The sequence below is a fragment of the Microbacterium sp. PMB16 genome (genome assembly GCF_051294855.1).
In the GTDB taxonomy this organism is placed as follows: Bacteria; Actinomycetota; Actinomycetes; order Actinomycetales; family Microbacteriaceae; genus Microbacterium.
In genome coordinates, this window is sequence record NZ_CP145908.1 from 1,860,468 (window position 1) to 1,877,310 (window position 16,843).

At 66.0% G+C, this 16,843-nt stretch carries 13 protein-coding genes and 1 pseudogene; 9 read left to right on the forward strand and 5 right to left on the reverse strand.

From position 1 onward, the window contains the following. Positions 1-7: 7 nt before the first annotated feature. From V5D55_RS08920 to V5D55_RS08945, 6 genes are all read left to right on the forward strand, one after another. Positions 8-1,210 (forward strand): DUF4240 domain-containing protein, encoded by a 1,203-nt coding sequence (locus tag V5D55_RS08920; protein WP_435749048.1) that lies wholly within the window; start codon positions 8-10, stop codon positions 1,208-1,210. A 243-nt stretch (positions 1,211-1,453) separates the two neighbouring features. After that, positions 1,454-2,077 (forward strand): hypothetical protein, encoded by a 624-nt coding sequence (locus tag V5D55_RS08925; RefSeq protein ID WP_435749049.1) that lies wholly within the window; start codon positions 1,454-1,456, stop codon positions 2,075-2,077. Next, positions 2,059-2,703 (forward strand): hypothetical protein, encoded by a 645-nt coding sequence (locus tag V5D55_RS08930; RefSeq protein ID WP_435749050.1) that lies wholly within the window; start codon positions 2,059-2,061, stop codon positions 2,701-2,703. The genes V5D55_RS08925 and V5D55_RS08930 overlap by 19 nt, the downstream gene beginning before the upstream one ends. Positions 2,704-3,784: 1,081 nt before the next feature. After that, positions 3,785-4,192, forward strand: coding sequence for a hypothetical protein (locus V5D55_RS08935; RefSeq protein ID WP_435749051.1), 408 nt, complete (start codon positions 3,785-3,787; stop codon positions 4,190-4,192). Between the two features lie 270 nt (positions 4,193-4,462). Beyond that, a complete protein-coding gene (locus tag V5D55_RS08940) occupies positions 4,463-4,687 on the forward strand; it encodes a hypothetical protein (RefSeq protein ID WP_435749052.1) in 225 nt (74 codons plus the stop codon). A gap of 74 nt (positions 4,688-4,761) precedes the next feature. Beyond that, positions 4,762-5,862 (forward strand): serine hydrolase domain-containing protein, encoded by a 1,101-nt coding sequence (locus tag V5D55_RS08945; protein WP_435749053.1) that lies wholly within the window; start codon positions 4,762-4,764, stop codon positions 5,860-5,862. Between the two features lie 86 nt (positions 5,863-5,948). Here V5D55_RS08945 and V5D55_RS08950 read toward each other — a convergent pair whose 3' ends face one another. The 5 genes from V5D55_RS08950 to V5D55_RS08970 all read right to left on the reverse strand — a co-directional run bounded on the left by V5D55_RS08950 (position 5,949) and on the right by V5D55_RS08970 (position 10,686). Beyond that, positions 5,949-6,587, reverse strand: a complete 639-nt coding sequence (locus V5D55_RS08950) for an ECF transporter S component (protein ID WP_435749054.1) — start codon at positions 6,585-6,587, stop codon at positions 5,949-5,951. After that, positions 6,584-7,459, reverse strand: coding sequence for a siderophore-interacting protein (locus tag V5D55_RS08955; RefSeq protein WP_435749055.1), 876 nt, complete (start codon positions 7,457-7,459; stop codon positions 6,584-6,586). Before V5D55_RS08955 ends, V5D55_RS08950 begins: the two co-directional genes overlap by 4 nt. Positions 7,460-7,469: 10 nt before the next feature. Continuing rightward, positions 7,470-8,255: an energy-coupling factor transporter transmembrane component T gene (locus V5D55_RS08960; protein WP_435749277.1), complete on the reverse strand. Its 786-nt coding sequence runs from the start codon at positions 8,253-8,255 to the stop codon at positions 7,470-7,472. Positions 8,256-8,284: 29 nt separating this feature from the next. After that, positions 8,285-10,033 (reverse strand): ABC transporter ATP-binding protein, encoded by a 1,749-nt coding sequence (locus V5D55_RS08965; RefSeq protein WP_435749057.1) that lies wholly within the window; start codon positions 10,031-10,033, stop codon positions 8,285-8,287. A 110-nt stretch (positions 10,034-10,143) separates the two neighbouring features. Then, positions 10,144-10,686 (reverse strand): ECF transporter S component, encoded by a 543-nt coding sequence (locus tag V5D55_RS08970; RefSeq protein WP_435749058.1) that lies wholly within the window; start codon positions 10,684-10,686, stop codon positions 10,144-10,146. A gap of 309 nt (positions 10,687-10,995) precedes the next feature. On the opposite strand from V5D55_RS08970, the gene V5D55_RS08975 reads away from it, so the two are divergent. The 3 genes and pseudogenes from V5D55_RS08975 to V5D55_RS08985 all read left to right on the forward strand — a co-directional run bounded on the left by V5D55_RS08975 (position 10,996) and on the right by V5D55_RS08985 (position 16,831). Next, positions 10,996-14,094 (forward strand): S8 family serine peptidase, encoded by a 3,099-nt coding sequence (locus tag V5D55_RS08975; RefSeq protein ID WP_435749059.1) that lies wholly within the window; start codon positions 10,996-10,998, stop codon positions 14,092-14,094. Between the two features lie 394 nt (positions 14,095-14,488). After that, positions 14,489-16,584 (forward strand): annotated as a pseudogene (locus V5D55_RS08980) (carbon starvation CstA family protein). Between the two features lie 10 nt (positions 16,585-16,594). Continuing rightward, positions 16,595-16,831: a YbdD/YjiX family protein gene (locus V5D55_RS08985; RefSeq protein WP_435749060.1), complete on the forward strand. Its 237-nt coding sequence runs from the start codon at positions 16,595-16,597 to the stop codon at positions 16,829-16,831. Positions 16,832-16,843 lie beyond the last annotated feature (12 nt).

A 16,843-nucleotide genomic window follows, 5' to 3' on the forward strand; every position in this document is an offset into this window, starting at 1 on the left:
AGATGCGATGTCGAAAAGATTGAGCCCTGCTGAAATGGAGTCTGCGGCGGAGGCCGCCAACCGGCTCGGATCGTTGGGTGCGCACGGCTTCTTCGGGGGGCGGATCAGCGAAGGGTACGCATTGCGGGTGCTGTTCCGGACCGGCCGCAGGTTCGAAGATCTAGTGCTGTTCCAGAAAGGACCCGATGACACAGAAGGTATTGGGGCTCCGACAGGCGGTGAGTTCGAGGTGCTGTCCGCGAGCAAGTTCCTCATTCCCTCGGAGGAGGGGCCGGTCGTGGTGGAGGACCGTGTCGTTCCCATCAGATTCGAAGATCCGATCGCGTGGGTTGATGCGGTGACCGCCGACATTCAGATCGAGAGCTGGGCGCTCGATCACCCTCCGCGACGCCTGATGCCGGATGATGAGTTCTGGTCGATGATCGATCTGCTGGGTGGGTCACTCGATGGGGACGCCTTGGCGCGCCTCTCGGCAGCGTTGGAGGACATGCCCCATCCGGAAATCATCCGCTTCAACGACACGTTGGCTGCGCGCTTACACGAATTGGATCACCCGGACAACGCGGTCAGGTTCGGTGCCGCTGATGATGCGATCATCAGCGCAGATGCTTCGCTCTACTACCGATGCGAAATCATCGCGAAGGGGCGCGCGTGGTTCCTGGAGCATATTGATCGACCTCGAGTGGATAAGGAGGACGTGGGGGCGGAGGGAGAAGTGCTCCTCGGAATCGCTAGCGACGCTGCCATGCACAAGCTGCCGGCACCGGAATATCCGATCGAAACCGGCTTCAACAAGAGTCATTGGCCGAATGCGCCTGATCCGGCACCCGACCCGTCGACCTCGATTCCCAGCCCGGGGCCGTTCTCGTATGAGATCCAGATGGCTCGGCTTCGTCTCGCTCCCTGGAGCGCGCGCCGTCTCATCTCATGGGTGGCGTACTCGACAACTGGCGACGGCTTTGTGCGAGAGATCATGGGCTGCGTCATGCAGGGCTCTGTCGCCGCTGCGCGGGCAGAGGTCGTGCCGTTCCTCAAGACCATCATCGGAGATGAAGAGCGGATCCATCCTGCGGTGATTGTCCATGCGGCGGGCGTAGACGGCATCACCAAGGGCATCAGCATGGCGCGTATCACGCGCCGGAGCAGGCTGAGCATGCAGGACTACATCGACACCTACTACAAAGGAGTACGACCGCCGGGAGCGAAATGATCGCCCTCTCGTGCGAGCTCCGCTCCTCACTGCATAAGCTCGACGACAGATGCACAATAGCCTGATCGAGCTGCGGAGAACCGATAAGCCGACGGGTTCGTTGTTGTGGGATCCGTTCGGGCAGCCGGTGGATCCGGTGACGTTCGCGGTCGGGACGGTGGCGATGGATGACACCGGTCAGGTTGCGGGCACACGCTGTGGCATCAGGGCGCGTTGAAGCCGGCGGAGTCCGCGGGGTCGGCGTTGGTGGTCGAGATGGGGGCGCGGTTGTATGTGCCCGCGCTCGGGAGGTTCCTGCAGGTCGACCCGATCGAAGGCGGTGTCGACAACGACTACGTGTGGCCACCCGACCCGATCGGGGAGAGCGACCTCAGCGGCGAGGCTCCGCTCCCGTGCGGTCCGGATGGTGCCCGTTGCGCCGGTACTCTACCAACTAGCATTGTCACGCGAATGTGGAATGCGATCACTCAGGTGTTCTCGAAAGCCATGAGGCGCAATACCTTCGTGAAGCGCCCGCCCACAACTCTACAGAAAAATTACATAACCGGTAACGCTTTCCGCGACCGCGTCGCGGCTGGAATTCCGGACTCTAAAATTGAACAGGTCCGCACTTCCGCGCTAGGTGTGCGGCGAATCGACGTGCTAACTCCCGATCGAATCGCGATCGAGACGAAAGTGGGCTACACGACTCTTTCGGGTTCTACTGCCCTCCAGGTTCGGAAGGATGCGGCTCTGATCACCGAAGGCACAATCAACGCCGCTAAGTGGTATTTCACCGCTAGTCCTTCAACTGGACTCAGTGGCCCGAGCGGCCCGCTGGCGAACTACTTAACACAGAATGGAATCACATGGCAAGTTATTCCCTAGAACCCTGGTCGTCGTACGCTCTGAATGAACAGGACCCGTATTGGGTTCTGCAGGAACTGCCGCGCAAGGAAGCCCGCAAGCAATTTGAGCGGACAATGGCAATGAAGTCAGAGCGTATCGCCGAGTTGCACCGTCTACTCGAAGGTTTTGGAATCACGCTAGACCGAAGCGACCGAGCGATTCAATCGATGAACGACTGGTTTGTCGGCGTTGTCAACCCCTTGCCGGACCGAAATGTACCTGACGGCGTATCGCTATCAGTCTGCGAGGATGTCGCGCTTTATCTTGGCGAGATAATGATCTCACGGCACTCCGATCTTCGCTGGGATTTCTTTACTTGGGGCAAGAGCAACGGCTCGTATCAGTGTCACGTCATCATGGGCTTCCCTTTCGACAATCCTGTTCTCCACACCAATTTAGATCTGGCTGGAATCGTTCACGGTTACGGCGTTTCGGTACTAAGGAACCGTACCGGCGCACCAGAAGCGCTCCAACTGCCGGCGGGGCATCCATTAAGTGGAGTTCAACTGGATCCCGTTCCGCTGCAGGCAAGAAAATTTGTGGACCTGCTCGAGAAGGTGGATCGTCGTTTCGTCCCGGACGGCAGTAAATCAAACCAAACCTGATATGTACGAGCGATTCGTTCTGATCGTCAATCGAATCGGGCATCTCGCAGCTATTCGCATAGATACGAGGGAGTCTTGCGGCATCTGATCGGCGTCGTCGGCGAGGAAGACATGTAGATGAGTAGAGCTGCGTTGTCGGTGTATCAGGTCTAGTGATGGACGTTTTCAGATCCATCGATCAGATTGGGACGGAAGTGATTAAATTCGTCCGCCTCTACTTGATGCGTAGTCGAGGATAGCCGTGGCCCGAGGAGTCCTGGGGCACCACTCCGATGTATGGCGTAGACGGATGGTGTCACTCTTGCGGGATCCCGCGAGTGGCTCGGAACGGCAACCTCGTGCTGCAATCACAGAGCCTTACCTCGCGTGGGGGTGGATGCCGAATTGGAGGTTCGACTCGCTTTGCGTTGATGCCACCCTGGCTGGGGAACTCCGCGAGCTCTTCTCGGTAAGGATGCGTCCGGTCGACTCGCCGACGAAGTTGGCAGGGGAGGCCTTTCAACTCACAATTCCAGTCGTTGGCGACTCGTGGTATTCGGCTGAAGATCTCCGCCAAAAGACCGTGGCGCGTCACGGAAGCCCTGGCGCCGAATGCGTGGAGTGTGGTACGTGGCGTTGGTATCCACTCAATGACCTTCCTCCTGTGCGGCACCTGCCTTCACCGGAAGACCACGTCATCGCCGCCAGTCCTGAATGGTTCGGCGACGGGTGGCAGTCATATCGTGAGATCATCGTCCGCTCCGATCTTGCGGACTACGTCGCTTCAGCGAGCCCTCGAGACTCAAGGTCGAACCGCTGCACCCCTGAGCGGCCAACTGCGTCAAAATAGTGCAGTGTCGTGGATGAATTGGATGTGTTTGGGGCTCGGATGACGGACTATGTGGAGATCGTGCTACGGCGAAACCGAGGTTGGCCGTGGCCGGAAGACTCATGGGGCCTCACGCCGATGTACGGCGAGGATGGGTGGTGTCGTGTGTGCGGGGTGCCCCGGCATCCTCAGTCCGGGTCGATCGTTCTGCAGGGTCGCGGATTGACGGTGTCGGGGGCGTGGGTACCGAACTGGCAGTTTGACGTGTATTGCATGGAGTCTGAGCTTCAGGCCAGGGCGGAGGCTGAGTTCGGATTTACGTTTCGGTCGGTTCGCGCTCCGAAGGGCGAGCTGGACGCGGTGCAGGTGATCATCGACTCCAGCCCGGACGAGTGGTTTGTCGCGAGCGAGTTGGAGAAGTTGATCGCGCCGATCCACGGTGAAGCGTCTGAAACCTGTGTGGTGTGTGGAATCGTTCGGTGGATGCCCGTCGGCATGGACATCTTGCCCCCACCGCCCGTTGACGTTCTTGCGTCGGAACCACCGGTCGTCGCGAGTCCGGAGTGGTTCGGTGCCGGGTACCAGTCGTTCCGGCAGATCCTCTGGCGGCGCGATGTGGCGGAGTTCCTGTTGACTGTCGGGCCGAGAGACTTCCGAATCCAGGAGCTCCGGGCGCGGTAGGCCCGGCGACGGAAGCACAGCCCGTACTGATACTGGTCCATCGCAGGTTTCCGTTCTGGGTGCAGAGGGCATCGCTCGGGCAGGCGATCTGCCGGTACCGCCAGACTTCAACGCGGCACTGAATCGGGGTTTGCTGCGGCCGCTCCTGGGACTTGGGAGCTCGGGCGTTCGCCGGTATCTCGCAGACGGGAGTTCTGTCGACGTGTCGAATTCGCTGGTTCACCGAAGCGATCTAGCGACGCGAGGGCTTGGCCCGATTGAATGAACGACATGAGCGACCACAACATCGAATTGACGCTGTCGAGCGCCGAGGCCCTTGTCTTGTTCGAATGGCTCGCGAGCGCGCACGACGCCGAGTCGCTCACGGCCGATGAGGCAGAGCGACGCGTGCTCTGGGATCTGGAATCGCAGCTCGAGACAAGAGTGGTCGAGGTGTTTGACCCCGACTATCTGGAGGAGGTGGCACAGGCGAAGCGAGTCGTCTTGGCTTCGTGAGCCGGGCTGCTCGGACGGATCGCTTCAACGAAGAACCATGGACAGTGTCCGACCCACCGGGTTGAATCGAGAGCATGACCGACACCCTCCTCCCGATTCTGGAAGACCATGTCTCGCGCGGCACCGCCCCGGGAATCATCGGCGTCACCGGCACACCGGACGGGCGGATCGAGGTCGTCACCGCGGGTGATCTCGACGCCGACGCGATCGTGCGCATCCAGTCGATGACCAAGCCGATTCTGGCTGTCGCCACTCTTCGGCTGGTGCAGGACGGACGCCTCGATCTCGATGATCCGGTGGAGAGGTGGCTGCCGGAGTTGGCGGACCGCCAGGTGCTTCGCACCCCCGGTTCGGCCCTTGACGACGTCGAGCCCGCCCACTCGCTGCTCACCGTGCGGCACCTGCTCACCAACACCTCCGGGTACGGCATGATGACCGCGCCCTCCCCGCTGCAAGACGCGATGATCGCCAACCAGACACAGGCCGGGCAGGAACCCGTCGCCCTCGGGGCGCAGGAGTGGCTGAACGCGCTCGCCCAGCTGCCGCTGGCCTTCCAACCGGACACCGGATGGCGCTACCACCACTCGTTCGGCATCCTCGGCATCCTGCTCTCCCGGCTGGTCGGCGGCTCGCTCGACGAGCACCTGCAGCAGGACCTGTTCGGACCGCTCGGCATGGTCGACACCGGACCAACGGCGCCGATCGACCAGGCGCATCGGCTGCCTGCCGCGTATCGCCACGATGAGACCGGCGCGCTGATCGAGATCGAACCCGCCGCCGGCGGTTTCTACGTCGCGCCGGCGCCATTCGACCTCAGCCACGCCGAGCTCGTGTCGACGGCATCCGACTACGCCGCATTCGCGCGGATGCTGGCGGCGGGCGGTGTCCACGACGGGCGGGTGATCATCGAGCCCGAGCTCCTCGCTCAGATGAGGACTGATCAGGTGCCCGCATCGGCGAAGACGGCCGACAGCTTCTACCCCGGATTCTGGGACAACAGCGGGTGGGGATTCGGCGGCGGAGTGCAGACGAACGGCGATCACGTCGGACGCTACGGATGGTCCGGCGGGCTGGGTACGGACTTCTACGTCGATCCCGATGGCTCGTTCCGGATCGTGCTCACACAGGTCGAGATGGGGCCGGAGGTCTTCGCACTGCTCGCGGACGTGCAGTGACAGATCGCCCAGACCCTGCATACCGATAGACCGGTAGCCTTCCGCAGCTCGGACGCGTCAGCTCAGCGCCTCAGCCAAGCGCGATCTCACGCCTCGGTCTGCGCTGCCGGCGACTCGATCGGCGCACCCTGGCGAGCTGGCTTGCGCACCTGCAGACTCCGTCTACCGACGCCAGCGCGGCGCAGCCGATCCGCGATCAGGATGCCGAGCGCGGTCCCGCCGACAGAGCTCGCCAGTGTGATGGCGAAGAACGCGACCCGCACACCGATGCTCATCGACTCGAGGTCGAAAGACGCCCACGCCAACAACGGATACACGACGCCGACGACAGCTGCGCCGACGTAGTGCAACCATGTGCCCCAATAGCGCCAGAGCACGAAGAGGAACGGCAGCTCGGTGAACGCCGCCCACCAGAGATTCGTGGCGACGCTGCGGAACCCGTAGCCCGAGAACGGCACGATGATGAGCCCCGCGAGCAGCCCGACCAGCAACCCGACAAGAGGCCGCCGCAGCAGGCGGAGCGCGATGACCGAGGGCAGCAGCCACAGCCCGGCCAGCGCGACGCTGACGAACGGCAGACCGGGGAAGAGGATCGTCGAGACCCAGTTGGCCGGCGCGAGGAGAAGTCCCCCAGCCACGCCGAGTGCCGCACACGTCAACAGGATCGCGGTCGGGAATCGGAAGCGTCCGCGAGCTCGGGGCGTCCGAGCATCCGTCCCGCTCATACCAGCGGCTCCGCAGCAGCCTCACGAGCCGCCTTCGACGCAGGAGACGCGGCACCGATCTTCCAGTACCCGCAGAAGCTCACCGCGTTCTTGTCCACGCCACGCTCGCCCACCAGATGCTTCCGCACGCCCGACGCGAGAGCCTGCTCGCCGGCCCCGTACGCATGGAATGGCGCATCCGGAAGCGCCGTGCGCCCCAGCGTCTCGAGCGCGAGAGAACCCGGTGCGACGTCATGAGGCCGCACGATCCACACGACTTCGACGCCCGACGGATGCGGGAACGTCAGGGCGTCCTCCTCCGAGGGTGCCTCGATGATCGCCGTGCCGACAGCATCCGCCGGCAGCGAAGCGCAGATCGACGCGATCGCCGGAAGCGCCGTCTCATCGCCGACCAGCACCACCCGGTCGGTTCCCCGCTGCGGGTTGAACGTGAGCCCTTCATCGATGATGAGCACGTGCTCGCCCGGCTGGCACGTCTCCGCCCACCGCGATGCCGGACCGGCAGTCCCATCCGCAGCCGAGCCATGAAGTACGAAGTCCACATCGATCTCGGCACCCGAAGACGCCGTCGCCGCGCGGTACGCCCGCACGCTGTAGTTGCGCATCACCGGCCGCTCACCATCCGGAATGCGCAGGAACTTCAGATACCCGAACATCTTGTTCGCCTTCGCCGGCACCCGCTCGAGCCCCGCGTCACCCCCGATCGGAAGGAACAACCGGAACCACTGATCGAACCCCATCGGGCGGAACCTCTCGATCTCACCGCCGCCCAGCGTCACGCGGATCCAGTGTTCGGACAGTCGCTCGGTGCGCTGCACCGTGAGGTGGATGAGCTCGGAAGAGTCGGGCTTGACCAGTTTGCTGAACGCCATGGGACGCCTTTCAGGGAAGCTGCCAGGGGAAGAAGACGAAGAAGATCACGACGGATGCCGCGAGGCACAGCACGACGAACACCGTGTCGCGCGTGCGGAAGGGAACCAGGTGCCGCTCGGTGCGCGTCGAGTGGGCGCCGAACGCGCGGGAATCCATCGCAAGAGCCACGCGTTCGGCATGCCGGATCGCCCCGGCCAGCAGCGGCACGACGTACCCCCACCCGCGGGCGAGACGAGCGAACGGACCGCGGCCGCCGTGATGGCCACGGACGCGGTGAGCCGCCCGGATCACGGCCAGCTCATGACCGAACCGCGGCACGAACCGGAATGCCGCCAAGGCCGTGTACCCGATCCGATACGGCACGCGCAGCTGCTGCACGCTCGCCCGCACCAGGTCGGGGCCGCTCGTGGTGAGCCCGCCGACCAGAGCCAGCGCGATGATCGAACCGAGACGCAGAGCCGTCGCGAACCCGATCGCCAGTGCGCCCGAATACAGCGTCCAACCGCCGACCTCGACGACGGGCGCGCTGCCGTCGACGAGCGCGGCATCCACCCACACGGAGAACCCGACACCGATCGCGAGCATCCCGACCGGCAGAGCCAGCAGAAGCAGCAGAAGCAGACGCGTGGTCAGACGAGCACCGACGAGGATCACTGCACACGCCAGCACGAGAAACGCGGCCGGCGTCGCGAGATCGCGAACGAAGATCAGCAGCACCATCGCGGGTGCGAAGCCCGCCACCTTGGCGAGCGGATTCAGCGCGTACAGGAACTGGTGCTGCGACGTCGCGACCATCGCCGCATACGGATCGAACACCACCGCGCTCACGACCCCACCGCCCGGTGATGCGCCGCCAGCACCCGCTGCAACGCGGGCAACCGGAGCCCCGCCCCGGCGAAGACGCTCTCGTCGTCGAAGAGCGCCGCCGTCGGGCCGGCCGCATGCACCCGCCCATCGGAGAGGATCACGGTGTGCGTGGTGTGCTCGGCGACCAGCTGCAGATCGTGCGTGACGATGACGATCGTCGTCCCCTCCTCGCGCAGACCCTCCAGCAGGGCGAGGAGTTCGGATGCTCTGGCGCGATCCTGCCCGAACGTCGGCTCGTCCAGCGCCAGCACCCGCGGCCGCGTGATCAGAGCGGTGCCCACAGACAGGCGGCGCTTCTCGCCACCGGAGAGCAGGAACGGATGCACGTCGGCCTTGTGCTCGAGCCCGAACCGAACGAGCATCGCCTCGACGCGCTCCGCGATCTCGGCATCCGTCAGCCCGGCATCCGTCAGCCCGGCCCTCGACCTCGACGCCTGCGAACGCCGCAGTCGCAGGCCATGCGCCAACTCGTCGAACACCGTGTGCGCGATGAACTGGTGCTCCGGATTCTGGAACACGAACCCGATCCGCGCCGCGAGCTCCCGCGGAGACGCCGTCCCGGGGTCGACACCGTCGACGCGCACCTGCCCCTTCGGTGGCGGCACGACACCCGCCAACGCCTGAATCAGCGTGGTCTTCCCGGCACCGTTCGCACCGACGATCGCCGTGAGGCTGCCCGCCTCGAGATCGAGGTCGATCCCGTGCAGGATCTCAGTCCGACGCCTTCGCACCGTGAGACCGCGGGCGCGGATGATCGGTTCGGTCTCGGCCGTCGCACTCGCCTTGCCCGCAGAGCCCACCGGTCGCGACGAGCGATCCGCACCGTCTCGGGAATCCACCCGCACGCCGCTCGATGAACGGAGAGCCTCCGCGAGCTCATCCGGAGACAGCGGCAGCGGATTGAGCGCGAACCCCTCGCCCCGCAGCCGCAGCGCGGCCAGCGTCGCCGCCGGCAACCACACCCCCATCGCGACCAGCTCGTCGGCATGCTCGCGGATGATCTCCGCCGCGGGCCCGTCGAACACGACCCGGCCGTCGCGATCCAGCACGATCGTCCGCGTGACGAAGCCCATCGCAGCATCCAGGTTGTGCTCCACGAGCAGGATCGCGCGATCGCCCGCCGCGACGACATCCGCGAGCGCCGCGTACACGTCGTCGATGCCCTGCGGATCGAGATTCGCCGTCGGCTCGTCGAGCACGATCAGCGGCGACCCCATCGCCAGGGCGCAGGCGATCGCGAGACGCTGCCGTCCGCCGCCGGACAGGTGGTCGGGGTTGTCGTCGCGCCGTTCCCACAGCCCGACCCGCCCGAGCGCGTCCTCCACCCTGGCCCGCACCTCGGCCAGCGGGAGCAGCAGATTCTCCGGCCCGAACGCGACCTCGTCGTACACCGTGCCCGTGACGATCTGCGCATCCGGATCCTGGAACACCATCGCGACCCGGGTGCTCAACGTCGACGTCTGCGCCGTCGCGGTGTCGACCCCACCGGCCTCCACCGTGCCGGTCATCGTCGCCGGGAGTGCGTGGGGGATGAGTCCGTTCAGCGCGAGCGTCAGCGTCGACTTGCCGGAGCCCGACGGCCCCAGCAGGAGCACCACCTCGCCCGCGGCGATGTCGAACGTGACATCGCGCGGCGACGGGTGCGCGGCATCCGCGTGGGTGAGAGAGAGCTCACGCACGCGGAGCAGAGGCGCGGATGAGCGCACGGCGAAGTCCCGGGAGTCGGCGGATCGTACTCGTCCAACTTAGCTGAGCCTTACCTGATTCGCCATCGCGACGGACGGATGCTGCGCCGCCCCGATCCCGACCCGCCGCTTCAGCGCCGAGCGACCCCCGCGCGGCTGAGCGAGGCGCCCACCGCGAGTCCGATCGCCGTCCACGCCACCGGCCCGACCACCGAGATCGCCAGGTAGAGGACCTGCGCCCAGGGCGGCAGCGTTCCCAGGTGTGCCGCGAAGAACACGACCACGGCCACGATCACACCGATCACCGCGGCCGAGATGAAGAAGCGCCAGGCGCCCCACGCCCGGTACCGGGTGAGGGCCGCGACGCCCTCCTGGATCGCCCCGAACAGCAGCGCCGTGCCGATGAACCGCAGCGACCATGCCGGGTTGAAGGCGCTCGCGACGAGGGCGGCGATCACGTGCGTGATCAGCGCGACCAACGGTCGACGCAGCACCTCCTGCGCGATGATGCCGGGCAGCACATGCGACCCGAGGACCAGCCCGTACAGGAACACGGGCCCGGCCAGCACGGGGATCGTCACCCACCCGGCGATGCCGCCGATGATGCCCGTCGCGACCCCGATGGCTGCGCAGACCAGCAGCAATCTGGTCGAAAGGACGGGGGTTCGGGCCACGGTTCCAGCCTAGTTGTGCGCCCACCCCCGGGCGCCGCGCGAGCGCCGGGAGAAATCGCGCAGGGGCCGACCCGAGACCCGTCCTGTCGACGAAAGTCACTAGGGTGGCCGTTCGTCTACTCTTCCCCTCTGCATCTGGCGCGGTCGCGGGCCCCGGACTAATTTGAGCCGCGGTGCGGCAACGCGGTCGTACCGGATCATCGGGAGCACCACATGGGTCGAACACCCCTCCGGATGGCAGCAGCCACCACCTTGGCCACGCTGTTCATCGCGTCAACGGCAACCGCAGGCTACGCAGGAACGGAGGAGGTGACACACCCCGTCCCGGTCGAGGGCACGCCAGGCCACTACATCGTGGTCATGAAGGCCGATCCGCTCGCCAGCTACGAAGGCGACATCAAGGGCCTGAAGGCGACCAAGCCGGCCGAAGGCGAGCAACTCGAGACGCAGTCGAAGGACTCGCAGCGCTACGTCGATCACCTCCAGACCGAGCAGACCGACCTCGTCTCCCAGGTCGGCATCACCCCGGACACCACCTACCAGGTCGCGCTGAACGGCTTCAGCGCCGATCTCACCGGCGAGCAGGTCGACAAGCTCCGCGCCTCCAAGGACGTCTTCGGTGTGTTCCCCGATGAGATCCGTCACCCCGTCGCACAGACGTCGACCGACTTCCTCGGGCTCGGCGACGACAGCAGGGGACGCGGCGGCGTCTGGCAGCAGACCGGCGGCGTCGACAAGGCCGGCGAGGGCGTCGTGGTCGGCGTCATCGACACCGGCATCGCGCCCGAGCATCCGTCCTTCGAGGGCAAGAAGCTCAAGAAGCAGAAGAAGCAGCAGAGCCGCCACAAGGGCAACCAGCCCTACTCCGACGGCACCTACGTGTACTTCGACAAGTCCGACGGCGGCCAGTTCCGCTCCGCGATGGTCGAGGGCCAGGACTGGGACAAGAGCGACTACTCCTCCAAGCTCATCGGCGGCCAGTACTTCTACGCCGGCGCAGAGGCATCGGGCTTCGACTTCCAGTACGACTACCTCTCGCCGCGTGACGGCGACGGCCACGGTTCGCACACCGCGAGCACCGCGGCGGGCAACTTCAAGGTCAAGGCATCGGTCGAGGGTGTGAAGCTCGGAACCGTCTCGGGCGTCGCACCGGCATCGAAGGTCGCCGCCTACAAGGCCTGCTACGTCGGCCCCGACACGACCGTCACCACCGACGACGTCTGCGCCCTGAGCGACCTCGTCGCCGCGATCGACCAGGCCGTCGCCGACGGCGTCGACGTGATCAACTACTCCATCGGCGGCGGAGCGGCCTCGACCGTTCTCGCCCCGGAGGACATCGCGTTCTTCAACGCGGCAGCCGCGGGCGTCTTCGTCGCGGTCAGCGCCGGCAACGACGGTCCTGACCCGGTCACGGCCGACCACGCTTCGCCCTGGTACACGACGGTGGCAGCATCCACCATCCCGACCTGGGAGGGCACCGTCCAGTTCCCGGGCTTCGAGAAGGCGGGCGCCTCGGTGAGCGTGCCCTTCGGCAAGACCGTGAAGGGTCCGTCGATCTACGCCGGCGATGCCGCCAAGGCGGGCGCGGTCGACGCGCAGCTCTGCCTCCCCGGCACGCTGGATCCGGCGAAGGTCACGGGTCACATCGTGGTCTGCGACCGCGGCAACAACGCGCGCGCAGAGAAGTCGCAGGTCGTGAAGGATGCCGGCGGCATCGGCATGGTCCTCGTGAACGTCCCGGGTGGTTCCGACTCCCTGGACAACGACTTCCACGCCGTGCCCACCGTGCACCTCAGCTCGGTGAACCGCGCCGCCGTCCTCGCTTACGTGCAGGGTGGCAAGGATCGCCCGATCACGCTGGTCGGCGAGAACACCACCGGTGTCACCACGCCCACGCCGCAGATCGCGGGCTTCTCGAGCCGCGGACCGATGCTGGCCGACGGCAGTGACGTCATGAAGCCGGATGTCGCGGCTCCCGGTGTCGCGATCCTCGCAGCGACCCACAACGCACCGGGGGAGAAGCCGACCTTCGGCATCCTCTCCGGCACGTCGATGGCCTCGCCGCACATCGCCGGTCTCGGCGCGCTGTACCTGGGCGAGAAGCCGCGGGCCACACCGGCCGAGGTCAAGTCGGCCATGATGACCACCGCGTATGACACGGTGCTGCCGGACGGTTCGAAGAACACGAACCCGTTCGAGCAGGGTGCAGGTCAGGTCGACCCGAAGCGCTACTTCAACCCGGGCCTGCTGTACCTCAGCGGCGTGAAGGACTGGGCGGCGTTCCTCGACGGCAAGGGCCTCTCGGACTTCCCGGGGATCGATCCGATCGATGGCAGCAACCTCAACCAGGCGTCGATCTCGATCGGTTCGCTCGCGAGCGCGCAGAAGGTGACCCGCACGGTCACCTCGACCGAGAAGGGCGTGTTCACGGCGAAGGCCTCCGTGCCGGGCGTGAACGTGAAGGTCGAGCCGGCGCAGTTGACGTTCGACCGGGCGGGTCAGACGAAGACCTTCACGGTGACGTTCGACAACGCCACCGCGCCGGTCGAGAAGTGGGCCACCGGTTCGCTCGTCTGGAAGAGCAAGAAGAACACGGTCCGCTCGCCGATCGCGGTGTTCCCGGTGACGGCGGATGCTCCGGCAGAGGTCGCGGGCACGGGCGTCGACGGCAGCGTCAAGGTGCCGGTGACCCCCGGTCTCAACGGTCCGCTGGCGCTCGACGTCTCCGGACTCACGGCGTTCGAACTGCTCTCCGACCCGGCGAACCCGGTCGAGGGTCACTCGGGCGACGAGACCTCGGGCGACGCGAACAAGAACGTGTCGTGGATCGTGAACGTCCCCGAGGGCACGACGCTCTCGCGGTTCGACCTCGATTCGTCGGATGACACGGGCAGCGACCTCGACCTCACCGTGTACCGCGTGGTGAGCCCGGACGACCTGCAGTACTACCAGCGCTGGCAGTCGGCGACCGCCTCGGCGGACGAGCAGGTCACCATCCCCGCACCCACCGCAGGGACGTACCTGGTCGTGGCGAACGTGTTCTCGACGACGGGCCCGATGACGTGGGACATGTCCTACGCCAACGTGCAGCCTGACGGAGTGGGTGCGCTCACCGCCACGCCGAACCCGATCGTCGCCGTCCGCGGCCAGAAGACGAACTACGAGCTCAGCTGGACCGGCCTCACCGCCGGTACCCGCTACCTCGGACTCGTGCGCTACGGCGAGTCGGCGATCCGTACGGTTCTCGAGGTCGACGTACCGGCCGCCGCGAAGACGGAGACCCCGAAGACGGAGGCCCCGAAGACCGAGACCCCGCCGACGGAAGCCCCGAAGACGGAAGCCCCGCCGACGGAAGCCCCGAAGACCGAGGCCCCGCCGACGGAAGCCCCGGAGACGGTGAAGCCGTAGTAGATCCCCCACAGCACAGCGCCCCGCGGTCTCCGGATCGCGGGGCGCTGTGTGCGTACCGGACGCTCGCCTTCGAATCGCGCAATTGGTGTCAATCCAGCCCTGAAAGGCCCCATTTGCGCGATTCGAAAGGCCCGTTCGTCGCGTGATCGGCGCCGCTCGTCGCAGCATCCGCTCTCCGACCCGCCCGCGACGCTGCCAACTTCCTAGCGTGGGAAAACGCAATGATGCGCACACCGAGGAGATCCCCATGACCGCCCCCGAGATCGTCACCGATCCGAAACTCCCCTCCGTCGCCCTCTCCGACGATCACCACGAGAAGGCGAACCGCTGGACCCTGCCGAAGATCCTGATCTGGGCGGCCATCGCTCTCCTGGGCGCCGTGGCCTGGACCATGCTCGCGATCGTCCGGGGCGAGACCGTCAACGCGATCTGGTTCGTGTTCGCAGCGGTCTGCACGTACCTGATCGGCTACCGCTTCTACTCGAAGGTGATCGAGAAGTACATCACCCGCCCCGACGACCGCCGGGCGACCCCGGCCGAGGTCAGACAGGACGGCAAGGATTACGTCCCCACCGACCGCCGGGTGCTCTACGGCCACCACTTCGCCGCCATCGCCGGTGCCGGACCGCTCGTCGGTCCCGTGCTCGCCGCGCAGATGGGCTACCTCCCCGGCACGATCTGGATCATCGTGGGCGTCGTGCTCGCCGGCGCCGTCCAGGATTACACGGTCCTCTTCTTCTCGATGCGTCGCGGCGGCCGCACGATCGGTCAGATGGCGCGGCAGGAACTCGGCAAGATCGGCGGCACCGCCGCGATCATCGCATCCCTGCTGATCATGCTGATCATCGTCGCGATCCTCGCCCTCGTCGTCGTCAACGCCCTGGGCGAGAGCCCGTGGGGCGTCTTCTCGGTCGCGATGACCATCCCGATCGCGATCTTCATGGGCATCTACCTGCGCTTCATCCGTCCGGGCAAGGTCACCGAGGTCTCGATCATCGGCTTCGTGCTCCTCATGGCCGCGATCATCGGCGGCGGCCAGGTCGCGGCGACCGACTGGGGTCAGGCGATCTTCCACCTCGACCGCACCACGATCGCCTGGGGCATCATCATCTACGGCTTCGTCGCCGCGGTGCTCCCGGTCTGGCTGCTGCTCGCCCCGCGCGACTACCTGTCGACCTTCATGAAGATCGGTGTGATCGTGATGCTCGCCGGCGCGATCATCCTGGTACGCCCCGAGATCACCGTCCCCGCGGTCAGCATCTTCGGCGAGAACGGCATGGGTCCGGTGTTCGCCGGCCCCTCTTCCCCTTCCTGTTCGTGACGATCGCCTGTGGAGCGCTCTCCGGCTTCCATGCCCTGATCGCCTCCGGCACCACCCCGAAGCTCATCGAGAAGGAGCGCCAGTCACGCTTCATCGGGTACGGCGGCATGCTCATGGAGTCGTTCGTCGCGATCATGGCGCTGGTCGCCGCGATCTCGATCGACCAGGGCATCTACTTCGCGATGAACGCCCCGACGGCGGCGACTGGAGGCACGGTCGAGGGTGCGGTCGCCTTCGTGAACTCCCTCGGATTGACGGGGGTGAACCTCACACCCGAGATGCTCACGGGTACAGCCCAGGCAGTCGGCGAGGAGTCGATCGTGTCGCGCACCGGTGGTGCCCCGACACTCGCGCTCGGCCTCGCGCACATCATGCAGCAGGCGCTCGGCGGGCAGGCGCTGATGGCGTTCTGGTACCACTTCGCGATCATGTTCGAGGCGCTGTTCATCCTCACCGCGGTGGATGCCGGAACCCGTGTCGCCCGCTTCATGCTGCAGGACTCCATCGGCGCCTGGTTCCCCAAGTTCCGTGACGTCTCGTGGCGTCCCGGCGTCTGGATCTGCACCGCGATCATGGTGGCCGGCTGGGGAGCGATCCTCATCCTCGGCGTCACCGACCCGCTCGGCGGCATCAACACCTTCTTCCCGCTGTTCGGCATCGCGAACCAGCTGCTCGCCGCGATCGCGCTCGCCGTGGTGCTGGCGATCGTGGCCAAGCGCGGCCGCAGCTACTTCAAGTGGCTGTGGATCATCGGTCTCCCGCTCGCCTTCACCGCTGTCGTGACCATCACGGCCTCGCTGTACAAGATCCTCTCCCCGGTCCCCGGGATCGGATACTGGGCGAACCACTTCAAGTACCTCGACGCCAAGAACAACGGCGACGACTCGCTCGGTGCTCCCGAGGTGCTCGAGGCGGTCATCCGCAACACCGCGGTGCAGGGCACGCTGTCGATCATCTTCGTGACGCTCGCGATCGTCGTGATGATCGCGGCCGTGATCGTGACGATCAAGGCGATCCGCAACGGCGGCGGCGAGAACACCGAGGAGGAGCCCGTGGCCTCCCGACGCTTCGCGCCGGCAGGCTTCCTGCCGAATGCGGCCGAGCGCGAGCTCGAGAAGCAGTGGGAGCCGATCCTCGCCGGCGACCGCAAGGCGTCGAGGCATTGATGGGCTCGCGATGACGAACCACACGGATGCTGCGACCACCCCTCTGCGCACGGTCCTCCGTGCCGCAGGGCGGGTCGGCCGCGGCATCCGCTGGTACATGACGACGCTGATGGGCGACACGGCCTACGCGACCTACGTCGCCCATCACCGCCGTGAGCATCCGGATGAGGAGCCGATGACGGAGCGGCAGTTCTGGCGGCAGAAGATGGACGACCAGGACCGCAATCCCGGTGCCCGCTGCTGTTGAGAGGTATCTAGG

Excerpts from the sequence above, each read along its gene's own strand:
- V5D55_RS08960 (WP_435749277.1), bottom strand. The coding sequence starts at position 8,255 with ATGGTCGCGACGTCGCAGCACCAGTTCCTGTACGCGCTGAATCCGCTC.
- V5D55_RS08940 (WP_435749052.1), top strand. The coding sequence starts at position 4,463 with ATGAGCGACCACAACATCGAATTGACGCTGTCGAGCGCCGAGGCCCTT.
- V5D55_RS08935 (WP_435749051.1), top strand. The coding sequence starts at position 3,785 with ATGGAGTCTGAGCTTCAGGCCAGGGCGGAGGCTGAGTTCGGATTTACG.
- V5D55_RS08920 (WP_435749048.1), top strand. The coding sequence starts at position 8 with ATGTCGAAAAGATTGAGCCCTGCTGAAATGGAGTCTGCGGCGGAGGCC.
- V5D55_RS08945 (WP_435749053.1), top strand. The coding sequence starts at position 4,762 with ATGACCGACACCCTCCTCCCGATTCTGGAAGACCATGTCTCGCGCGGC.
- V5D55_RS08930 (WP_435749050.1), top strand. The coding sequence starts at position 2,059 with ATGGCAAGTTATTCCCTAGAACCCTGGTCGTCGTACGCTCTGAATGAA.
- V5D55_RS08950 (WP_435749054.1), bottom strand. The coding sequence starts at position 6,587 with ATGAGCGGGACGGATGCTCGGACGCCCCGAGCTCGCGGACGCTTCCGA.
- V5D55_RS08955 (WP_435749055.1), bottom strand. The coding sequence starts at position 7,459 with ATGGCGTTCAGCAAACTGGTCAAGCCCGACTCTTCCGAGCTCATCCAC.
- V5D55_RS08985 (WP_435749060.1), top strand. The coding sequence starts at position 16,595 with ATGACGAACCACACGGATGCTGCGACCACCCCTCTGCGCACGGTCCTC.